Here is a 20,862-nt window from a genome sequence, read left to right as displayed (position 1 = left end):
GCCATGCAACCCGTTTCGGCAACCCGTGGCGTGCCTTTGCGGGACGCATGGCACAAGCCCGGCATGGCAGGGGGCGATGCGACATGGTAGGGGGCTGAAGCGAATGGCATCTGAGCAGGGAGCGGCCTGGGCTTGAGCCTCTGGGGCAAGATCATCGGCGGCGTGGCGGGCTTCGCGATGGGCGGGCCCTTTGGCGCCGTCATGGGCGCGGCGCTGGGCCATGCGGCCGAGGAAGGCACGCGCTCGCCGGAACTGGACCCGCGGCCGGAACTGGCCGCGCATATCCGCAGCAAGGAACAGCTTTTCTCCATCGGCGTCATCGTGCTCTCGGCCAAGCTGGCCAAGAGCGACGGGCCGGTGAAGCGGATCGAGATCGACGCCTTCAAGCGCGTCTTCCGCATCCCGGACGAGAATATGCGCGATGTCGGCCTGCTCTTCGACCGCGCGCGGGAAGAGGTGGGCGGCTTCGAGCCCTTCGCCACCCGCATGGGCGTGGCCTTCGCCGACCAGCCGCAGATGCTGGAGGAGGTGCTGGCCGCCCTGCACCACATCGCCCGCGCCGATGGGCCGATGACGCGGGGCGAGGCCATCTTCCTGGCCAAGGTGCGCACCGCCTTCCGGCTGGACGAGGCCGCCGGTGAGCGTGCCAGCGCCGGCCGCGCCGGGGGCAGCTTCCCGGGAACCGCCGAGCCGATCGGCGTGGACCCTTATTCCGTGCTCGGCGTCCCCGCCGGCGCCAGCGACGACGAGGTGCGCCAGGCCTGGCGCAAGCTGATGCGCGAGCACCATCCCGACAGCCTCGCCGCCCGCGGCCTGCCGGAGGAGCTGGTGCGCGGCGCCACCCGCAAGGTGGCCGAGATCAATGCCGCCTGGGACCGCATCAAGCGGGCGCGCAATCTGTGAGCGTGGGGCAATGGCTGCCATGATGCCTGCTTTCCGGGAACGCCCGAGCCCGAACCACGATGAGCGCCCCGCCGGCACGCCCATCGACATGCTGGTGCTGCACTACACCGGCATGAAGACGGCCAGGGAGGCGCTGGAGCGCCTGTGCGACCTCCACCCGCCCGCGCCGCTGCCCCGCGTCTCCTGCCACTACCTGGTGGAGGAGGACGGGCTGGTCTGGCGCCTGGTGCCGGAAGAGCGGCGGGCCTGGCACGCGGGCGTGTCCTTCTGGCGCGGGCATGACACGCTGAACGGCCGCAGCATCGGCATCGAGATCGTCAATCCCGGCCATGAATGGGGCTACCGCCCCTTCCCCGCCCTGCAGATGGCGGCGGTGGCGGACCTGTGCCTCGACATTCTCGGCCGCCACCCGATTCCGCCGCAGAACGTGGTGGCGCATAGCGACATCGCCCCCGACCGCAAGCAGGACCCGGGCGAGCTGTTCGACTGGGAAGGGCTGGCCGCCAATGGCATCGGCTTCTGGCCCGGCGGCGTGGACGGCAGCGGCGCCGACCGGCCGGAAGGCGGCATGGGGCGCGCGGCGGAACTGCTGGCGCGAATCGGCTATCCTGTCGACCCCGCCCGCCCGCGCCTGGCCCTGACCGCCTTCCAGCGCCGCTTCCGGCAGGAACGCGTGGATGGTGAGGCCGACTCGGGCACCCTGGCCCGGCTGGAAGCGGTGCTGCGGCTGAGCGAGGCTGCGGCCAGCCCGGCGAGCCTCGCCGGCTGAAGCACGCGAATCGGTCGCTTAGCGATTGACTTTCCACGGTATGCGGCGCACTTGACCCCGGCGTCAGACGGCCGGGCGACCGCTGGTGGGGGAGCGATCCCCTGCTGGAGGAAAGTCCGGGCTCCACGGAAATGCGGTGCCGGTCAACGACCGGCGGGGGCAACCCCAGGGACAGTGCCACAGAAAACAAACCGCCCGCGTGGCTTCGGCCCCGGGGGCAAGGGTGAAACGGTGCGGTAAGAGCGCACCGCGCCCCTGGCGACAGGGGCGGCAGGGTAAACCCCACCGGGAGCAAGGCCGAATAGGGGGAACCGGCGGGATGGCCTGAAAGGGCACCGACCGCAGGGGCTTTTTCCGCCCCGTTCCCCGGGTTGGCCGCGAGAGGCTCGGTGCAAGCCGAGTCCCAGAGGAATGGTCGCCTATCCTGCCGGAGTCGCATCCGGCGGGTGGACAGAACCCGGCTTACAGGCCGTCTGACGCACCTCAGCCACAGTTCACATCATTTGTCAGGTTGCTGGTGAAGCATCAGCTTCAACCTATTGATTTAATGTATATTCACGATCCGTCCACACCGGGTTTAGCGCTTGCCGCCCGGTTACAACCCGTGATATCCCATGCCATCCCATGAACGATCCATGAGCTCGGGGGGGCTGAGGATCGGGACCGGGATGGTCGGGTGAGCCGGTGAGGTCGGGGGACCTCACCGGCCGCTTCCCGGTCTAGCTGTGCCGCAAGGCATGCCGCGAAGGGGGATTGGCGGCGACAGATGGCCCGGTTCATGGGGACACATACCAATCGGCTGGACCGGAAGGGGCGGACTTCCGTCCCTGCTCCGTTCCGCGCCGAATTGGCGCGTCTCGGAACCGACGAGATCGTGCTCCGCCCCTCTCACCGGGCGCCCTGCCTGGAAGCCTGGCCCATGCCCGCCTTTGAAGCGATGGCCGGCAGCATGGATCAGTTCGATGTGTTTTCCGACGCGGGCGACGACATGGCGGCGGCGCTCTTCGCCGATGCCTTCCCGACCCGTCCGGATGGCGAGGGCCGCATCATGCTGCCCGAGGAACTGATCGCCCATGCCGGCCTGGGCGAGTCGATCTCCTTCGTCGGCCTCGGCAAGATCTTCCAGATCTGGGAGCCGGGGGCAGCCAAGCGTTACACCGAAGAAGCCCGTGCCCGCGCCCGCGAGCGGGGCCTGACCATGCGCGCACCCGGCGCAATACCGGGAGGCTCGGCATGAGCGGCCATATTCCTGTCATGCTCCAGGAAGTGCTGGATACCCTCGCCCCGCGCGACGGCGGCATCTACCTGGACGGCACCTTCGGCGGCGGCGGCTATGCCTCCGCCATCCTCTCCGCCGCCGCCTGCACCCTGCACGCGATCGACCGCGACCCGGACGCCATTGCCCGCGGCGGCGCCGTGGCCGCGCGCTTCCCGGGCCGGCTGCACCTGGTGCAGGGCCGCTTCGGCGAGATGGTGGAGCTGATGCGCGAGCAGGGCGTCAGCGCCCTGGATGGCGTGGTGCTGGACCTCGGCATCTCTTCCTTCCAGATCGACCAGGCGGAGCGCGGCTTCTCCTTCCGCTTCGACGGCCCGCTGGACATGCGGATGGAGAAGGCCGGCCCATCGGCGGCCGATCTGGTGAACCGCCTGCCGGAAGCCGAGCTGGCCGATATCCTGTGGCAGCTGGGCGAGGAGCGGCATTCCCGCCGCATCGCCCGCACGATCGTGGCCGCCCGCAAGGAAGCGCCGATCGAGACCACCTCGCAGCTGGTGCGCATCATCCATTCCTGCATGCCGCGCGACCCATCCGGCCAGGACAGCGCCACCCGCTCCTTCCAGGCGCTGCGCCTGAAGGTGAACGACGAGCTGGGCGAAGTGGAGCGCGGCCTCGCTGCCGCAGCCTCGCTGCTGGCGCCCGGCGGGCGGCTGGTGGTGGTGGCCTTCCACTCGCTGGAAGACCGGCTGGTGAAGCGCTTCATGCAGCAGGCCGCCGGCCGCGCCCCCGGAGTTTCCCGCCACCTGCCCGTGGCCGGTGACCATCAACGGAAGGCGGCGCCCTTCCGGCTGGTGGTGAACAACGCCCTGCGTCCCGGGGAGGCCGAGACATCGGCCAACCCGCGTGCCCGTTCTGCCCGGCTGCGGGCCATTGAGAAGATTGAGGAGGCTCCATGTTCCGCCCCCTGACCATTATCGCCATCACGGCTTTCTGCGTCGTGGGCTGGAACGTGTACCGCGCCGAGGACTCGGCCCGGCAGCTGGACCGCGAGCTGCGCGACCTGACCCGGCGCATCGAGCAGGCCCGCGACCGCACCCAGGTGCTGAGGGCCGAGTGGGCCCTGCTGAACGAGCCGGAGCGGCTGCGCCAGGTGGCCCAGAAGTACCTGCCGCTGGAGACCATGACCCCGGCCCAGTTCATCCGGCTGGCCGACCTGGGCGGGCGGTTGCCGGTGGCGGTGGCCTTTTCCGGGCCTGTGAACCTCTTCGGCTCCACGGGCGAGACGGCGGTGGCCGAGGCCAAGCCGATCACCGCCCCCACCAAGCCCGCCACAACCGTTGCCGCCGCCACGCCGGCCGCCGAGGCGCCGGAGCCTGCCGCGCCGCCGGTGCGCGTCGCCGCCCGCAGCGCCCCGGCGCCCCAGGTTGAGCACGCGCGGCCCGAGCCGGTGCGCGCCGAGCCTGCCCGTGCTGAACCGGCCCGCGTCGAGCCCGCCCGCCAGCCGGTGGCCGTGGCCCGCGCCGAGGAGCCGCGCCGCCGCCCGCCGGCCCCGGTGCCCACCCCGCGCGCCGAGACCGTGGCCCTGCGCGAGACGCCGCGCGAAGCGCCGCGTGAGCGGGTGGTGGCCGAGTCGCCGCGCCCCGGCCTGCTGCGCCAGGCGATCCACCTGCCCATCGGCAGCGCCAATGCCTCCCCCCTGCCGCAGCCCGGCACCGGCGGCAGCATCAGCGCGCCCGTGGCCGCCGGCGGCTCCTCCCTCGGCATGGCCGCGCGCGGCACCCTGGCGCCGCCAGTTCCGCTGCCCGTGCCTGTGCCTGTGCGCTGACCGCCATGCACGACCTGCCTCCGCCTTCCCCGAATTCCGTGCCTTCCCGCGGCGGCCATCTGCGCCAGCCGGCGATGCTGCCGCATGACGAGGTGATCGACCTCCGCGCCGGCCAGCGGCCCGCCGCCGGGCGCGCCGTGCAGCCGGACCTGCTGCGCCGCGCGCATCTGGAGAAGAGCCGCGGGCGGCTGGTGGTGACGGCGCTGGGCTTCGGCGCGCTGTTCCTGGCGGTGGCGCTGAAGCTGACCGCCGCGACGATCCTGGACCCGGCCGAGCCGGTTCGGCTGCAGGCGGCGCTGCGCGCCATCGCGCCGCCGGCCGAGCATCCGGCCAGCCGCGCGCCCATCACGGACCGCAATGGCGAGATGCTGGCGATGTCGCTGCCGATCACGGCGCTGACCGCCAACCCGCGCGTGCTGCACAATCCGGCGGAAGTGGCGGACAAGCTGCGCAGCGTGCTGCCGCAGCTGGACCGGGAGAAGCTGATCGAGCGCATCTCCGGCGACAAGGGCTTCGTCTACATCACCCGCAGCCTGACGCCGCGGGAGCAGCAGGGCATCATCAACCTCGGCATCGCCGGCGTCGATTTCGAGCATGCGGAGCGCCGCTACTACCCGCAGGGCCGCGCCGGCGTGCATGTGCTCGGCAACGTGGACGTGGACGGCAAGGGCATCGCGGGCATCGAGCGCAGCTTCGACGAGCGGCTGCGCACCGAGCTGGGCAAGCCGCTGCGGCTGTCGCTGGATATCCGCGTGCAGCTGGCGCTGCGCGACGCGGTGCATGAGGCCATCACCAGCTTCAACGGCATCGGCGGCGCCGGCGTGGTGCTGGACATCAACACGGCCGAGGTGCTCGGCATGGTGTCCCTGCCCGATTACGACGCCAACGACATCGGCGAGGCGACGCCCGACCAGCGTTTCAACCGCGCCACGGTGGGCGTGTACGAGCCGGGCTCGACCTTCAAGCTGCTGACGGCGGCGGCGGCGCTGGAATACGGCACCTCCAATGTCTGGAGCAGCCGCTTCGACGCCAGCCGGCCGCTGCGCTACGGCCGCTTCACCATCACGGACTACAAGGGCAAGAACCGCTGGCTCTCCTTCCCCGAGGTGCTGGCCTATTCGTCCAACCTCGGCGCCGCCCACATGGCCATGACCTTTGGGCCGGAGCGGCAGCGGGAATTCCTCAAGAGCGTCGGCATGCTGTCCCGCATCAGCCTGGAGGTGCCGGAAAAGGCGCTGCCGCTGGTGCCTCCCGCCAGCGCCTGGAAGGAGATCAGCATGGTCACGATCTCCTACGGCCACGGCATCAGCGTGACGCCGATGCATGTCATCACCGGCATCTCCGCCATCGCCAATGGCGGCGTGCTGCATGAGCCGACGCTGCTGGCGCAGCCGCCGGGCGTGGAGCGGCCGGGCCGGCGCGTCGTCAGCGAGCAGACCAGCAGCATCATCCGCAGGCTGATGCGCCTGGTGGTGACCGACGGCTCCGCCAAGTTCGCGGAAGTGCCGGGCTACTTCCTGGGCGGCAAGACCGGCACGGCGCAGAAGACCGGGCCACACGGCGGCTACCTGATGAACCAGCGCATCGCCGCCTTCGTGGGCGCCTTCCCCACCTACGCGCCGCGCTACGCGCTGTACGTGATGGTGGACAATCCGCAGGGCACCAAGGCCTCGCACGGCTATGCCACGGCGGGCTGGGTGGCGGCGCCGGCGGCGCATACGGTGCTCAGCCGCATCGCGCCCGTCCTGGGGCTGGTGCCGGAAGACCCGAACAACCCGGCGCTGGTGGCCGCGACCTCCATCCCGCTGCAGCCGCGCGGCACGCCCAGCGCGCCCGGCTCCCCGGTGGCCAATACGGCGCCGCGCGCGCCGGCCGCCTCCCCGGCCAGCAGCACCCGGGCCGCGACGCCGCCGCGCGTGGCGCCGCCGGTGCGCCCCTCCACGCCCGCGCAGACCCTGCAGCTGCCCTCCCCCTCCCCGCGCGTCCTGCCGCTGGCCCCCGCGCCGGGCAGCCTGGCGCCGCCGGTGCCGCTGCGCCTGACCTCGGCCACCACCCCGGTGGCGGCGAGCCCGAACCTTGCGCCTCGCTGACCTCATGCGCCACGCGCCCGGCCTCCACCTGCTGCAAGCAGCCGCCACGCCCGATATCCTGGGCCTGACGGCGGACAGCCGTGCCGTGCGGCCGGGCTACCTCTTCGCGGCCCTGCCCGGCACGCGCTCCGATGGCCGTGCCTTCATCGCCGATGCGGTGGCGCGCGGCGCCGGCGCCGTGCTGGCGCCGGAAGGCACCGACTGGCCCGCCGGCGTGCCACCCCGCCCCATGCTGACCTCCGCCGATGCCCGCCGCGCCCTGGCGCAACTGGCCGCCGGCTTCTACGGGCTGCAGCCCGCCACCGTGGTCGCCATGACCGGCACCAACGGCAAGACCAGCACGGTGGATTTCCTGCGCCAGATCTGGACGCTGGCAGGCAAGCGCGCCGCCTCCCTCGGCACACTGGGGCTGCGGGCGCCGGACTTCCCCGAGACGCCGTCGCTGACCACGCCGGACCCGGTGAAGCTGCACGAAACGCTGGCGGAACTCGCCCGCGGGCGCGTGACCCATGCGGCGCTGGAGGCTTCCTCCCACGGGCTGGAGCAGCGGCGGCTGGACGGGCTGCGCGTTGCCGCCGCCGGCTTCTCCAACCTGACGCGAGACCACCTGGACTACCATGGCGACATGGCGGGCTATGCTTCCGCCAAGCTGCGGCTGTTCGACACGCTGCTGGAGCCCGGCGCCGGTGCCGTGGCCAGCGCCGACATGGATGCCGGGGTGCTGGCGCAGCTGCGCGGCATCGCGGCCCGGCGCGGCCTGCGCCTGCACACGGTGGGCGAGCAGGGCGAGGCTATCCGCCTGCTGCGCCAGGAGGCGCTGCCCGAGGGGCAGGTGCTGGTGCTGGATGCCTTCGGTCGCCGCGCCGAGGTCTCGCTGCCCCTGCCCGGCCGCTTCCAGGCCGATAACGTGATGATGGCCGCCGCCCTGGCCGTGGCCACCGGCCTGCCCGCCGACCAGGTGCTGGCGCTGCTGCCGAAGCTCTCCGGCGTGCGCGGGCGGATGGAACTGGCGGCGCGCCTGCCCAATGGCGCCGCCGTCTATGTCGATTACGCCCATACCCCGGATGCGCTGGAGCGGCTGCTGAAGGCGCTGCGCCCGCATGCCACCGGCCGGCTGCATGTGGTCTTCGGCGCCGGCGGCGACCGCGACCCCGGCAAGCGCCCGCTGATGGGCGAGGTGGCCTCCCGCCTCGCCGACCATGCCGTCGTGACCGATGACAACCCGCGCACCGAGGACCCCGCCGCCATCCGCGCCGCCGTGCGCGCCGGCATGAGCCAGGGCGAGGATGTCGGCGACCGCGCCGCCGCCATCGCCCATGCCATCGAGGGCCTGGCGCCGGGCGACGTGCTGGCCGTGGCTGGCAAGGGCCATGAGAGCGGCCAGACCATCGGCACCACCACCCTGCCCTTCGACGATGTGGAGACGGTGCGCCGGATCCTGGGCCAGGCCGCGTGAGCCCGCTCTGGACCGCCGCCGAGCTGCGCGCCGCCACCGGCGGCGCGCTGGAGGGCGAGGCCGCCGTCACCGGCGTGGCCATCGACAGCCGCGCCGTGCAGCCGGGCGACCTCTTCGTGGCGCTGCGCGATGCGCGGGACGGGCATGACTTCGTCCCCGCCGCCTTCACCAACGGCGCGGCCGCCGCCATGGTGGACCGCGACGTGGCGGGCGGGCCGCTGCTGCGGGTGGACGACACACTGGCCGGCCTCGCCGCGCTGGGTGCCGCCGGGCGGGCGCGCAGTGCCGCGCGCATCGCGGCCATCACCGGCAGCGTCGGCAAGACCACCACCAAGGACATGCTGCGGCACGGGCTTTCGGCCTTCGGCGTCACCCATGCCGCCGTGGCCAGCTACAACAACCACTGGGGCCTGCCGCTGACCCTCGCCCGCATGCCGCGCGAGGCCGCCTATGGCGTGCTGGAAATCGGCATGAACCACCGGGGCGAGATCGCGCCCCTGGCCCGGCTGGCCCGGCCGCATGTGGTGGTCATCACCCAGATCGGCGCCGCCCATATCGGCCATCTCGGCTCGCTGGAGGAGATCGCGGCGGAGAAGGCGGATATCCTGGAAGGGCTTTCCGCCGGCGGCGTCGCCGTGCTGCCGCGCGACAGCGACTTCTTCCCCATGCTGGCGGAGCGTGCCCGCGCCGCCGGCGCCAGCGTCACCGGCTTCGGCGAGCACGCGGCGGCGGATGCCCGGCTGCTCTCGGCCGATTGCGGCCCGCTCTCCTCCACCGCCGAGGTCATGCTGCATGGGCAGCACCTGACGCTCTCCATCGGCGCGCCGGGGCGGCACCTGGTGGTCAATGCCCTGGCGGCGCTGGCGGCCGGGACGGCCTTGGGCGCCGACCCCGCCCGCTTCGCCGCGGCGCTGGACAGCTTCCGCCCCGGCGCCGGCCGCGGTGCCCGCGTCGCCCTGGCGCTGCCGGGCGGCGAGGCGCTGCTGCTGGACGAAAGCTATAACGGCCAGCCCCCCGCCATGCGCGCCGCGCTCGCCGTGCTGGGCACGCAGGAGGCCACGCGGCGCATCGCCGTGCTGGGCGATATGCGGGAGCTTGGCGATTTCGGCCCTGCGCTGCACGAAGGTCTGCTCCCCGATGTGGCGGGCAATGCCGACCTCGTCTTTTGCTGCGGTCCCTTGATGCGTGGTCTATACGACCGCCTGCCAGAAGCCCTGCGCGGCGCCCATGCCCCCACCAGCGAGGAACTTGCCCCGCTGGTGCGGGCGGCCGTGCGTCCGGGCGATGTTGTGTTGGTTAAAGGTTCGCTCGGCACCCGCATGGCGGCGGTGGTCGGCGCCCTGAAGTCCGAAGGGGCGCACTCGTGATCTACAATCTGCTCTCGCCTTTCTCCGAGGGCTTCATCCTTTTCAACCTGTTCCGCTACGTCACCTTCCGCTCCGGCGCGGCCTGCATGACGGCGCTGTTCATCAGCCTGTTCTTCGGCAATGCCATCATCCGCTGGCTGCGCTCCTTCCAGAACGGCGGCCAGCCCATCCGCACCGATGGGCCGGAAGGCCACCTTCTGACCAAGAAGGGCACGCCCACCATGGGCGGCGTGCTGATGCTGGCCGGGCTGGTGCCGGCCACGCTGCTCTGGGCGGACCTGCGCAACGGCTTCGTCTGGGCCGTGCTGCTGGTGACGCTGAGCTATGGCGCCCTGGGCTTCTGGGACGACTGGCTGAAGGTCACCAAGCGCAACACCAAGGGTGTTTCCGGCACCATGAAGCTGGTGGTGCAGGCGGGCGTGGGGCTGATCGCGGCCATCTGGATCACCTCGCTGCAGCCCAGCGGCATGGCCTTCAAGCTCAGCATCCCCTTCCTGAAGGACACGATGCTGAACTTCAGCATCCTCTTCCCGGTCGTGGCGATGCTGGTGATGATGGGCGCCTCCAATGCCGTGAACCTGACGGATGGCCTGGATGGCCTGGCCACGGTGCCGGTGCTGCTGGCCGCCGCCGTCTTCGGGCTGATCGCCTATCTCGTCGGCAACCGCGTCTTCGCCGACTACCTGCAGCTCAACGGCGTGCCGGGCACGGCGGAACTGGCGGTGTTTCTTTCCGCGCTGATCGGCGCGGGCCTCGGCTTCCTGTGGTTCAACGCGCCGCCGGCCGCCGTCTTCATGGGCGATACCGGCTCCCTCGCGCTCGGCGGCGCGCTGGGTGCCGTGGCGGTCGCCACCAAGCATGAGATCGTGCTGGCCATCGTCGGCGGGCTTTTCGTGGTGGAGACGGTCTCCGTCATCATCCAGGTCTTCTGGTTCAAGCGCACCGGCCGCCGGGTCTTCCTGATGGCGCCGCTGCACCACCATTTCGAGAAGAAGGGCTGGGCCGAGCCCACCATCGTGATCCGCTTCTGGATCATCGCCATGATCCTGGCGCTGGTCGGCCTCTCGACGCTGAAGATCCGCTGATGAGCACCGCCCCTTTCCTCCCCTTCGCCGGACAGCGTTTCGCCGTGGTGGGCCTCGGCCGTGCCGGGCTGCCTTCCGCGCGCCGGCTGGTGGAATGGGGCGCCGAGATCCTGTGCTGGGACGATGGCGAGGCGGCGCGCGAGGCCGCCACCGCCGCCGGCCTGCCGGTGGGCAACCCGGCCGAGGTGCCGCGCTTCCCCTTCGACGCGCTGCTGCTGTCTCCTGGCATTCCGCACATCCTGCCGCGCGTGCATCCGGCCGCCGCTGCCGCGGCCCGGGCCAATGTGCCCGTGATCTGCGATGCCGAGCTGCTGTTCCGCGCCGTGCGGGCCAGCGGCAGCGCCGCGCGCTTCATCGGCATCACCGGCACCAATGGGAAATCCACCACCACGGCGCTGATCCACCACCTGCTCGCCCGCGCCGGGCGCGAGGTGGCGGTGGGCGGCAATCTCGGCCCCGCCGCGCTGGGCCTGCCGCTGCTGGGCGACGACGGCCTCTATGTGCTGGAGATGTCCAGCTACATGCTGGAGCGGATGCAGGAGTTGCGCTTCGACGTGGCGGTGCAGCTCAACCTTTCGCCGGACCACCTGGACCGGCATGGCGGCATGGACGGCTATGCGGCCGCCAAGATGCATGTCTTCGACCGGCAGGACCGCACGAGCCTCGCCGTGGTCGGCATGGACGATGAATGGGGCCCGCATTTCGCCGCCGGCCGCGCCGGCAAGGTGGTGCGGATCTCCGGCCAGGCGCGGCAGTCCGGTGGCATCTGGGCCGAGGAGCGCGCGCTGCGCAGCGACGACGGGCTGATCACCGACCTCGGCACCGCCCCCGCCCTGCCCGGCAGCCACAACGCGCAGAATGCCGCCGCCGCCACCGCCGTGGCGCTGCATCTCGGCCTGACGCGGGAGGAGATCGTCGCCGGCATCGCCGATTTCCCCGGCCTGCCGCACCGGCAGGAAGCGGTGGGCACGATCGACGGCATCGCTTTCGTCAATGACAGCAAGGCCACCAATGCCGACAGCACCGAACGCGCGCTGGCCAGCTACGACCGCGTGGTGCTGATCGCGGGCGGCGTGCCCAAGGCGGGCGGCATCGCGCCGCTGGCGCCGCTGTTTCCGCGCATCGCCCATGCCGTGCTGATCGGCGAGGCGGCGGAGGATTTCGCCGCCACCCTCGCGGCTGGCGGCGTGGCGCATGAGATCGCCGGCACGCTGGAGGCCGCGGTGCCCGCCGCCCTCGCCGCCGCGCGCGCGACGAATACGCCGGTGGTGCTGCTCTCGCCCGCCTGCGCCAGCTTCGACCAGTTCTCCGGCTTCGATGCGCGCGGCGATGCCTTCCGCGCCCAGGTCGCCAGCTTGATGGAAACCGTGTGATGGCTCTCTCCCGCGCCGACACTTCCGTTCTGGGCCGCTGGTGGTGGACGGTGGACCGCTGGACCCTGGCGGCGCTGCTGTCGCTGGTCGGCTTCGGCTATGTGATGCTGCTGGCGGCATCCCCGGGCGTGGCGGAGCGCATCGGCGCCTCTTCGCGCGACATGTTCATCCTGAAGCAGGTCTTCTTCCTGGCCGCCGCCACGGCGGTGATGGTGTCGATCTCGGTGATGCCGGTGAAGCTGGTGCGGCGCCTGGCGCTGCTGGGCTGCATCGGCGCGCTGCTGATGACCATGGCGACGCTTTCCGTCGGCGTAGAGATCAAGGGCGCGCGGCGCTGGCTGCACCTGCCGGGCCTGACCATCCAGCCTTCCGAATTCATGAAGCCCTGCTTTGCGGTGGTCGCCGCCTGGCTGCTGGCGGAAGGGCGCAACTACGGCTGGCGCGCCTATGCCGCCGTGGGCGTGCTGTTCTTCATGATCGTCGGCACCCTGGCCAAGCAGCCGGACATGGGCATGCTGATGGTGGTGGCCTCGGTCTTCTTCGCGCAGCTTTTCGTCGTCGGGATCAACATCTTCCTGGTGGCGGGCTGCGGCGTGGTGGGCGTGCTGGGCGCGGTCGGCGCCTATTTCACCATGCCGCACTTCCGGGACCGCCTGAACCGCTTCCTCGACCCCGCTTCCGGCGACACCTACCAGGTGACGGTGGCCATGGAGGCCTTCGGCCATGGCGGCCTGCTGGGTGTGGGCCCCGGCGAGGGCCGGCTGAAGGCCATGCTGCCCGACGCCCATGCCGACTTCGTCTATGCCGTCGCGGGCGAGGAGTTCGGCATGATGATCTGCCTGCTGATCCTCGGCGTCTTCGGCTTCATCGTGCTGCGCGGGCTGCTGCGGCTGCTGGGCGAGCGCGACATGTTCATCATCCTCGGCGCCACCGGGCTGCTGACGCAGTTCGGGCTGCAGGCCTTCATCAACATGGCCTCGGCGCTGCACCTGATCCCGACCAAGGGCATGACGCTGCCCTTCATCTCCTACGGCGGCTCCTCCGTCGTCGCGGTGGCGCTGGGCGCGGGCATGCTGCTGGCATTGACGCGGCGCCGCATCTCGCGCGCCGCGCAGGACGAGGAATGACGCGCCCCATCGTCATCGCCGCCGGTGGCACCGGCGGGCATTTCTTCCCCGCCGAGGCCCTGGCGGCGGAACTGCTGCGCCGTGGCCACCGCATCGCGCTGATGACCGATGCCCGCAGCGCCGATTACGGCAGCGCCGTCTTCGCCAATACGGAACGCTTCGTGCTGCAGGGCGCGGGCCTCGCCGGGCGCGGCATGCTGCGCGCCGCCAAGGGCGCCGCGGCGCTGGTGGCTGGCACCATGCAGGCGCGCGGGCTGCTGCTGCGCCTGAAGCCGCAGGCGGTGGTGGGCTTCGGCGGCTATCCTTCCGTGCCGCCGCTGCTGGCGGCGCGCATGCTGGGCGGCCAGCGCCCGGCCACCATCCTGCATGAACAGAACGCGGTGCTCGGCCGCGCCAACCGCCTGCTCTCGCGCGGGGCCGATGCGCTGGCGCTGGCCATCGCCAATACCCAGCGCGTGCCGGAGGGCGCGAACCGCGTGCCGGTCGGCAATCCGGTGCGGCCGGCGGTCGCGGCGCTGGCGGGCCAGGGTTTCATCCAGCCGCAGGGTTCGGTGCGGCTGCTGGTGCTGGGCGGCAGCCTCGGCGCCCGCATCTTTTCCGATGTGGTGCCGGCCGCCATTGCGGAACTGCCGGCGGCGCTGCGGCAGCGGCTCTCGGTCGTGCAGCAATGCCGCACGGAAGACCTGCCGCGCGTCCGCGCCGCCTATGAGGAACTGCATGTCCCGGCGGAGCTTTCGCCCTTCTTCGGCGATGTGGCCGGGCTGTATTCCACCGCGCATCTGGTGATCGCCCGCGCGGGCGCTTCCACCGTGGCGGAACTGGCCTGCGCCGGGCGGCCCAGCCTGCTGGTGCCGCTGCCCGGCGCCATCGACGACCACCAATCCGCCAATGCCCGCGCCCTGGCCGATGCCGGCGCGGCGCAGGTGGTGCCGCAGCGGGACTTCACGCCGGCCGCCCTGGCCAAGGCTTTGCAGGACCTGCTGGAAACACCGGATGCACTGGCGCGTGCCGCCGCCGCGGCCGCCGCACTGGCGGCACCGCAAGCCGCCGCTACACTGGCCGATCTCGTACTCTCCCGCGCCGCGGCGCGCGGTTTTCAGGAATAGAACTGCCATGCGCGCGTTGCCGCTGAATATCGGGCCCATCCACTTCGTCGGTATCGGCGGCATAGGCATGTCCGGCATCGCCGAGGTGCTGCACAACCTCGGCTACGTGGTGCAGGGCAGCGACATCGCCGAAGGCTACAACATCGACCGGCTGCGCGAGGCCGGCATCAATGTGATGATCGGCCATGACGCCGCCAATCTGGGCACGGCGCAGGTGATCGTGACCTCCACCGCCGTGAAGCGCGACAACCCGGAAGTGGTGGCCGCCCGTTCCCGCCTCATTCCGGTGGTGCGCCGCGCGGAGATGCTGGCGGAGCTGATGCGGCTGAAGTGGGGCATCGCCATCGGCGGCACCCATGGCAAAACTACCACGACATCGCTGGTCGCCACCGTGCTGGAAGCGGCGAAGCTGGACCCGACCGTGATCAACGGCGGCATCATCAACGCCTATGGCACCAATACCCGCCTGGGCGAGGGCGAATGGATGGTGGTGGAGGCGGATGAGAGCGACGGCTCCTTCCTGCGCCTGCCGGCTGTCGCCGCCGTCGTCACCAACATGGACCCGGAGCACCTGGACCACTGGGGCACCGAGGAAGCGATGAAGCAGGGCTATGCCCAGTTCGTCGGCAATATCCCCTTCTACGGTTTCGCAGTGCTCTGCGCGGACCACCCGAATGTGCAGGCGATGATCCCCTCGATCGATCGCCGCCTGATCACCTACGGCTTCTCGCAGCAGGCCGATGTGCGGGCGGAGCGCCTGATCACCGACCGCATGGGCGCGACCTTCGAGGTGACGGTGCATGACCGCAACACCGGCCGCACCCGCCAGTTGAAGCCGATGCGCCTGCCGATGCTGGGCCAGCACAATGTGCAGAACGCCCTGGCCGCCATCGCCGTCGGCATTGAGATGGATATCGACGAAGGCACCATCCGCTCGGCGCTGGCCGGCTTCAAGGGCGTGAAGCGCCGCTTCACCCGCGTGGGCGAGGCCAATGGCATCCAGGTGATCGACGATTACGGCCACCACCCGGTGGAGATCGCCGCCGTGCTGAAGGCGGCGCGGCAGGCGGGCGCGCGGGACGTGATCGCGGTGGTGCAGCCGCACCGCTATTCGCGGCTGAAGCAGTTGTTCGAGGACTTCTGCCAGTGCATGAACGATGCCGGCACCGTCATTGTCGCGGATGTCTACGCCGCCGGTGAGCAGAAGATCGAGGGCTTCGACCGCGACGCGCTGGTGGACGGGCTGCGCTCCCACGGCCATCGCAGCGTCGTGCCGCTGCCCGGGCCGGACAGCCTGCCGGAGATGATCAATGCCATCGCCAAGCCGGGCGACTACGTCGTCTGCCTCGGCGCCGGCAATATCACCACCTGGGCCGCAGCCCTGCCCGAGAAGCTGATGGAACTGCAGCCGCGCCCGCGCGTCGCCGGGGGGAAGCGGTGAAGCCCGGCATGGCGGAAAACCCGACCCTTCCCCCGCTGCGCGGCCGCGTGCAGCAGGATGCGCCGCTGGCCGCCACCACCTGGTTCCGCGTCGGCGGCCCGGCCGAGTGGCTGGTGCGCCCGGCCGATGTGGACGACCTGCTGCTGCTGCTGCGCGACAAGCCGCGCGACATGCCGCTGATCACCATCGGCGCCGCCTCCAACCTGCTGGTGCGGGACGGCGGCGTGCGCGGAATCGTGCTGAAGCTGGCACGTGGCTTTTCCGAGATCGTGGTGGAAGCCGATGGCATCGTCGCCGGTGCCGCGGCGCTGGATGCGACGGTAGCGGAACATGCGGCGGAAGCGGGTCTCGATGGCCTCGCCTTTCTGTCCGGCATTCCCGGCAGCATCGGCGGCGCCGTCGCCATGAATGCCGGTGCCTACGGCGCCGAGGTGAAGGACGTGCTGGACTGGGCCGAGATTGCGACGCCCGCCGGCCTGCTGCGACTTTCGGCGGCGGAACTCGGCTTTGCCTATCGCCGCGCCGCGCTGCCGGAAGGCGGCGTGGTGGTGCGTGCGCGCTTCCATGCGAAGCCGGGCGACAAGGACGCCATCGCCGAGCAGATGCGCACCATCCGCGCCGCGCGCGAGGAAACCCAGCCCGTGCGCGCCCGCACCGGCGGCTCCACCTTCAAGAACCCGGCGGGCCGCAAGGCCTGGGCGCTGATCGATGCCGCCGGCTGCCGCGGGCTGAAGCGCGGCGGCGCGCAGATCTCGGAGAAGCACTGCAACTTCCTGCTCAACCTGGGCGAGGCCACGGCCGCCGATCTGGAAGGGCTGGGCGAGGATGTGCGCGAAAAGGTGCGCGACATGTCCGGCATCACGCTGGACTGGGAGATCAAGCGGATCGGGGAGGCTTTGTCGTGAAGCGCATCGCGGTTCTGCATGGCGGCTTTTCCTCGGAGCGCGAGGTTTCGCTGGCCACGGGCGCCCAGGTCATCGCGGCCCTGCGCGACGCCGGCTTCGAGGTGCTGCCGGTGGAGGTGACGCAGGATCTTTCCGCGCTGATCGCCACCTTGCAGCGCGAGAAGCCGGACGCGGTCTTCAACGCCCTGCACGGTCCCTTCGGCGAGGATGGCTGCATCCAGGGCGTGCTGGACTGGCTTAAGATTCCTTACACGCATTCCGGCGTGCGGGCTTCCTCCGTCGCGATGGACAAGCACGCGGCCAAGGCGGTCTTCGCCGCTGCCGGCCTGCCGCTGGCCGAGCACCGCGTCGTCACGGCCGAGCAGCTTGAAGCCGCCGACCCCCTGCCCCGCCCCTATGTGGTGAAGCCGCTGAACGAAGGTTCCTCCGTCGGCGTCGAGATCCTGCGCGAGGGCGACAACCGCCGCGCCGAGGTGGCGCGCAACTGGCGCTTCGGGCCGCAGATCATGGCCGAGGAATACATCCCCGGCCGGGAGCTGACCGTGGCCGTGATGGGCGAGGATGCGCTGGCGGTGACCGAGATCGGCACCGGCCATGCCTTCTACGACTACGACGCCAAATACGCCGATGGCGGCAGCCGGCACACCATTCCGGCGCAGGTGCCGGAGGATGTGGCGCGGGAGGCGATGCGCATCGCACGTTCTGCGCATGATGCGCTGGGTTGTCGTGGCGTATCGCGGGCCGATCTGCGATATGATGACTCCACCGGCCGCGTTGTGCTGCTGGAAGTCAACACACAGCCTGGCATGACCCGTACGAGCCTGGTGCCCGAGCAGGCCGCCTATCGCGGCATCGGCTTTTCCGATTTGTGCGCATGGATGGTGCAGGAAGCTCGCCATGGCCCGTAACCCTGCATCGATGCGCGGCGCGCCGCGCTCGCGCCTGGCCGCCGAGGGCACCCGCCCCCGTGCGCCCGCGCCGCAGCGCCCCAGCAGCCTGCGCCTCTGGCTGCGCCGCCGCCGGCCGCTGCTGCGCCCGGCGCTGTTCGGCCTCGGCGCGCTCAGCATCGCGGCGGTCTGCGGCGTCAGCCTCGCGGCGCTGGAACCCGCCGGCCGCTTCTCCTGGCTGAACGAAGGCGTCGCCGAGATCGGCGCCGGCTTCGGGCTGACGGTGCAGGAGATCGTGGTGCGCGGGCAGCAGAACACGCCCAAGGAACTGATCCGCGCCGCCATCGGCATCCGCAACGGCGACCCGCTGCTGGCCTTCTCGCCGGAAGCGGCGCGGCAGCGGCTGGAAAGCATTGCCTGGATCGAGAGCGCGGAGGTGCAGCGCAACCTCTCCGGCAACATCCTGGTGGTGGTGCATGAGCGGCGGCCCTTCGCCATCTGGCAGCACAACAACGACTTCGCGGTGGTGGACCGCGAGGGCCGCGTGGTCTCCGCCGATACGCTGGATGCCTTCGGCCCGCTGCCGCTGCTGGTGGGCGAAGGCGCGCACAAGAACGGCGCCGCCGTCTACGATGAGTTGAAGAAGGCGCCGGAGGTGCTCGCCCGCACCCAGGCGCTGATCTATGTCAGCCAGCGGCGCTGGAACCTGCGGCTGCACAACGGCACCGATATCCTGCTGCCCGAGGGGCATGAGGATGCCGCCATCGCGCGGCTGGCCGAGTTGCAGAAGGCACAGTCGCTGCTGGACCGGCCTGTTGTCGCCATCGACATGCGGCTGCCGGACCGGCTGGTGGTGCGCCAGCACCCGCAGCCCGAGCAGCCCGCCACCAGTCCGCGCGGACGAGGCCGCGGATGAACCGCATCACCCGCCTTTCCGCCGCCGAGACACAACCGCTGAAGCGCAAGCGCGCGCGCAGCGGGCCATATGGTGTGCTGGATATCGGCAGCTCCAAGGTGGTCTGCCTGATCGGCAAGGTGGAAAGCGACGGCAGGCCGCGCGTGCTCGGCTATGGCTGGCAGCGCGCGCGCGGCGTCAAGGGCGGCAATATCGTCGACCTGCAGGAAGCCGAGCATTCCATCCGCGCGGCTGTCGCGCAGGCGGAGGAGATGGCGGACCTGAAGCTCTCGGGCGCTATCGTCAACCTCTCCTGCGGCCAGCCTTCCTCGCGCGTGATGAACCTGCAATGGCCGATCGGCGGCCGTGCCGTCACGGAAGCTGACCTGCGCGCGGTGCTGAGCGAAGGCCGCCGCCGCTCGCAGGAGGAAGGGCGCGAGACGGTGCATGCCGCCACGCTCGGCTTCACCATCGATTCCACGCCAGGCGTCGAAGATCCGCGCGGCATGATGTGCGAGCTGCTCGGCGTGAAGCTGCATCTGGTGGATGGGGCTTCCGCGGCGCTGCGCAACCTCGGCCTCTGCCTCGCCGGCTGCGACCTGGAGGTGGAGGAGCTGGTGAGCGCGCCCTTCGCCGCAGCACTCTCCGTTCTTGTCGAGGATGAGAAGCAGCTTGGCGCCACTGTCATCGACATGGGCGGCGGCACCACCAATATCGCCGTCTATGGCGACGGCTACCTGCTGCACACGGCACAGCTTCCGGTGGGTGGCTGGCAGGTGACCAACGATCTGGCGCGCGGCCTCGCCACGCCTCTAGGGCATGCGGAGCGCATGAAGACGCTGCATGGCTCCTGCATGGAAGGCGGCAACGACCAGAAGGAAATGCTGTCCGTGCCGCAGGTCGGCGAGGATGACGACCATCTGGTGCAGGTTTCGCGCGCCCACATGGTCGGCATCATCAGGCCGCGGCTGGAAGAAACCCTGGAACTGGTGCGCGACCGGCTGGAGAGCGCGCTGGTTGGCAGTGAATCGGGTGCGCGCGTGGTCTTGACCGGCGGCGCCAGCCAATTGGTTGGCGTGCGCGATCTTGCCGCGCGCATCCTCGATAAACCCGTGCGGATCGGCAGGCCGCAACCCGTGCCGGGTCTGCCGGATTCCGCACTTGGTCCTGATTTCGCCACTACCCTGGGGCTGTTGCACTGGGGTGCTGGCGAGGGCCGTCCGTTGCTTGATCTGGATCCTGCTCCGGAACGCGGAAACGGTCGATTTATTCGCTTCGTCAACTGGCTTCGCGACCGCGTCTGATGCATTCTGAACGCGCGCCGATTCACCGCCCGAACAACGCCGCTGGCCACGCCCAAGGAGACATGCTGTCATGACGCTGAACCTGACCATCCCGCGCCAGCAGCACACGGATTTCAGTCCGCGAATCACCGTCGTCGGTGTTGGCGGCGCGGGCTGCAACGCCGTGAACAACATGATCGCCATGGGCCTCGACGGCGTCGAGTTCCTGGTGGCGAATACCGACGCGCAGGCGCTCGTGCACAGCCGCGCGGAACGCCGCGTGCAGCTCGGCCCGCACCTGACGCAGGGCCTGGGCGCGGGCGCAAAGCCGGAAATCGGCCGCGCGGCGGCCGAGGAAGCGACCGAGGACCTGGCGCGGCACCTCGAAGGCATGCACATGGTGTTCATCACCGCGGGCATGGGCGGCGGCACGGGCACCGGCGCGGCGCCGGTCATCGCGCGCATGGCGCGTGAGCGTGGCATCCTGACGGTGGGCGTGGTGACGAAGCCCTTCGACTTCGAAGGCCCGAAGCGCCGCCGCTCCGCCGAGGTCGGCCTGGAGGATCTGCAGTCCTATGTGGACACGCTGATCGTCATTCCGAACCAGAATCTCTTCCGCAAGGCGAACGAGCGCACCACGTTCGCCGAAGCCTTCAAGATGGCGGACGACGTGCTCTACATGGGCGTGCGCGGCGTCACTGACCTGATGGTCAACCCGGGCCTGGTGAACCTCGACTTCGCCGACATCCGCACCGTGATGGCGGAGATGGGCAAGGCGATGATGGGCACCGGCGAGGGCGAGGGCGAGGACCGCGCGGTGAAGGCGGCCGAGGCCGCGATCAGCAACCCGCTGCTGGAGGATACCTCCATGCTCGGCGCCAAGGGCGTGCTGATCAACATCACCGGCGGCTACGACATGACGCTGTTCGAGGTGGATGCCGCGGCCAACCGCATCCGCAGCGAAGTGGACGAAGATGCCAACATCATCTTCGGCTCCTCGGTCGACGAGGACATGAATGGCCGCCTCCGCGTCTCGGTGGTCGCCGCCGCAATAGACGCCATTCAGGAGCAGCCGGCGGCCGAGCGTCCGAAGCTGGTGGCCATGGGTGGCGCCGGGCCGGTGAACGCCGTCTC

General features: G+C 70.8%; 18 protein-coding genes and 1 other RNA gene. All 19 read left to right on the top strand.

The window, feature by feature from the left end:
• Positions 1-132: 132 nt before the first annotated feature.
• Positions 133-903, top strand: coding sequence for a TerB family tellurite resistance protein (locus tag EBE87_RS20430; protein WP_120640481.1), 771 nt, complete (start codon positions 133-135; stop codon positions 901-903).
• 19 nt (positions 904-922) lie between these two features.
• Positions 923-1,672, top strand: coding sequence for an N-acetylmuramoyl-L-alanine amidase (locus EBE87_RS20425; RefSeq protein WP_456316297.1), 750 nt, complete (start codon positions 923-925; stop codon positions 1,670-1,672).
• Between the two features lie 63 nt (positions 1,673-1,735).
• An RNA gene (rnpB, locus tag EBE87_RS20420) (RNase P RNA component class A) lies at positions 1,736-2,153 on the top strand.
• Positions 2,154-2,438: 285 nt separating this feature from the next.
• On the top strand, positions 2,439-2,909 hold the full coding sequence (mraZ, locus tag EBE87_RS20415; RefSeq protein WP_120640482.1) for a division/cell wall cluster transcriptional repressor MraZ: 471 nt from the start codon (positions 2,439-2,441) through the stop codon (positions 2,907-2,909).
• Positions 2,906-3,856, top strand: coding sequence for a 16S rRNA (cytosine(1402)-N(4))-methyltransferase RsmH (gene rsmH, locus EBE87_RS20410; RefSeq protein WP_120640483.1), 951 nt, complete (start codon positions 2,906-2,908; stop codon positions 3,854-3,856). The genes mraZ and rsmH overlap by 4 nt, the downstream gene beginning before the upstream one ends.
• Positions 3,841-4,713: a cell division protein FtsL gene (ftsL, locus tag EBE87_RS20405; protein ID WP_122140069.1), complete on the top strand. Its 873-nt coding sequence runs from the start codon at positions 3,841-3,843 to the stop codon at positions 4,711-4,713. Before rsmH ends, ftsL begins: the two co-directional genes overlap by 16 nt.
• Before the next feature lie 5 nt (positions 4,714-4,718).
• Positions 4,719-6,803, top strand: coding sequence for a peptidoglycan D,D-transpeptidase FtsI family protein (locus tag EBE87_RS20400; RefSeq protein WP_122140070.1), 2,085 nt, complete (start codon positions 4,719-4,721; stop codon positions 6,801-6,803).
• 4 nt (positions 6,804-6,807) lie between these two features.
• Positions 6,808-8,259: a UDP-N-acetylmuramoyl-L-alanyl-D-glutamate--2,6-diaminopimelate ligase gene (locus tag EBE87_RS20395; protein WP_120641243.1), complete on the top strand. Its 1,452-nt coding sequence runs from the start codon at positions 6,808-6,810 to the stop codon at positions 8,257-8,259.
• Positions 8,256-9,626 (top strand): UDP-N-acetylmuramoyl-tripeptide--D-alanyl-D-alanine ligase, encoded by a 1,371-nt coding sequence (locus tag EBE87_RS20390; protein WP_122140071.1) that lies wholly within the window; start codon positions 8,256-8,258, stop codon positions 9,624-9,626. The genes EBE87_RS20395 and EBE87_RS20390 overlap by 4 nt, the downstream gene beginning before the upstream one ends.
• Positions 9,623-10,711: a phospho-N-acetylmuramoyl-pentapeptide-transferase gene (mraY, locus tag EBE87_RS20385; protein WP_120640497.1), complete on the top strand. Its 1,089-nt coding sequence runs from the start codon at positions 9,623-9,625 to the stop codon at positions 10,709-10,711. Before EBE87_RS20390 ends, mraY begins: the two co-directional genes overlap by 4 nt.
• On the top strand, positions 10,711-12,084 hold the full coding sequence (gene murD / locus EBE87_RS20380; protein ID WP_120640496.1) for a UDP-N-acetylmuramoyl-L-alanine--D-glutamate ligase: 1,374 nt from the start codon (positions 10,711-10,713) through the stop codon (positions 12,082-12,084). Before mraY ends, murD begins: the two co-directional genes overlap by 1 nt.
• Positions 12,084-13,211, top strand: coding sequence for an FtsW/RodA/SpoVE family cell cycle protein (locus tag EBE87_RS20375; protein ID WP_199707857.1), 1,128 nt, complete (start codon positions 12,084-12,086; stop codon positions 13,209-13,211). Before murD ends, EBE87_RS20375 begins: the two co-directional genes overlap by 1 nt.
• Positions 13,208-14,317 (top strand): undecaprenyldiphospho-muramoylpentapeptide beta-N-acetylglucosaminyltransferase, encoded by a 1,110-nt coding sequence (gene murG / locus EBE87_RS20370; protein ID WP_120640494.1) that lies wholly within the window; start codon positions 13,208-13,210, stop codon positions 14,315-14,317. The genes EBE87_RS20375 and murG overlap by 4 nt, the downstream gene beginning before the upstream one ends.
• A gap of 7 nt (positions 14,318-14,324) precedes the next feature.
• Positions 14,325-15,758: a UDP-N-acetylmuramate--L-alanine ligase gene (gene murC, locus EBE87_RS20365; RefSeq protein WP_120640493.1), complete on the top strand. Its 1,434-nt coding sequence runs from the start codon at positions 14,325-14,327 to the stop codon at positions 15,756-15,758.
• 8 nt (positions 15,759-15,766) lie between these two features.
• Positions 15,767-16,663: a UDP-N-acetylmuramate dehydrogenase gene (murB, locus tag EBE87_RS20360; protein WP_120640498.1), complete on the top strand. Its 897-nt coding sequence runs from the start codon at positions 15,767-15,769 to the stop codon at positions 16,661-16,663.
• Complete coding sequence (locus tag EBE87_RS20355; protein WP_120640492.1) at positions 16,660-17,571, top strand: D-alanine--D-alanine ligase; 912 nt, start codon at positions 16,660-16,662, stop codon at positions 17,569-17,571. The genes murB and EBE87_RS20355 overlap by 4 nt, the downstream gene beginning before the upstream one ends.
• Positions 17,561-18,466: a cell division protein FtsQ/DivIB gene (locus EBE87_RS20350; protein WP_233560117.1), complete on the top strand. Its 906-nt coding sequence runs from the start codon at positions 17,561-17,563 to the stop codon at positions 18,464-18,466. The genes EBE87_RS20355 and EBE87_RS20350 overlap by 11 nt, the downstream gene beginning before the upstream one ends.
• A complete protein-coding gene (gene ftsA, locus EBE87_RS20345; RefSeq protein ID WP_120641109.1) occupies positions 18,463-19,749 on the top strand; it encodes a cell division protein FtsA in 1,287 nt (428 codons plus the stop codon). The genes EBE87_RS20350 and ftsA overlap by 4 nt, the downstream gene beginning before the upstream one ends.
• Before the next feature lie 70 nt (positions 19,750-19,819).
• The coding region (gene ftsZ / locus EBE87_RS20340) for a cell division protein FtsZ (protein ID WP_122140111.1) at positions 19,820-20,862 on the top strand (1,043 nt) is incomplete at its 3' end.

The organism is Teichococcus wenyumeiae, from assembly GCF_003696345.1.
Classification (GTDB): Bacteria; Pseudomonadota; Alphaproteobacteria; order Acetobacterales; family Acetobacteraceae; genus Pseudoroseomonas; species Pseudoroseomonas wenyumeiae.
This window is presented reverse-complemented; position numbering and strand designations above follow the sequence as displayed.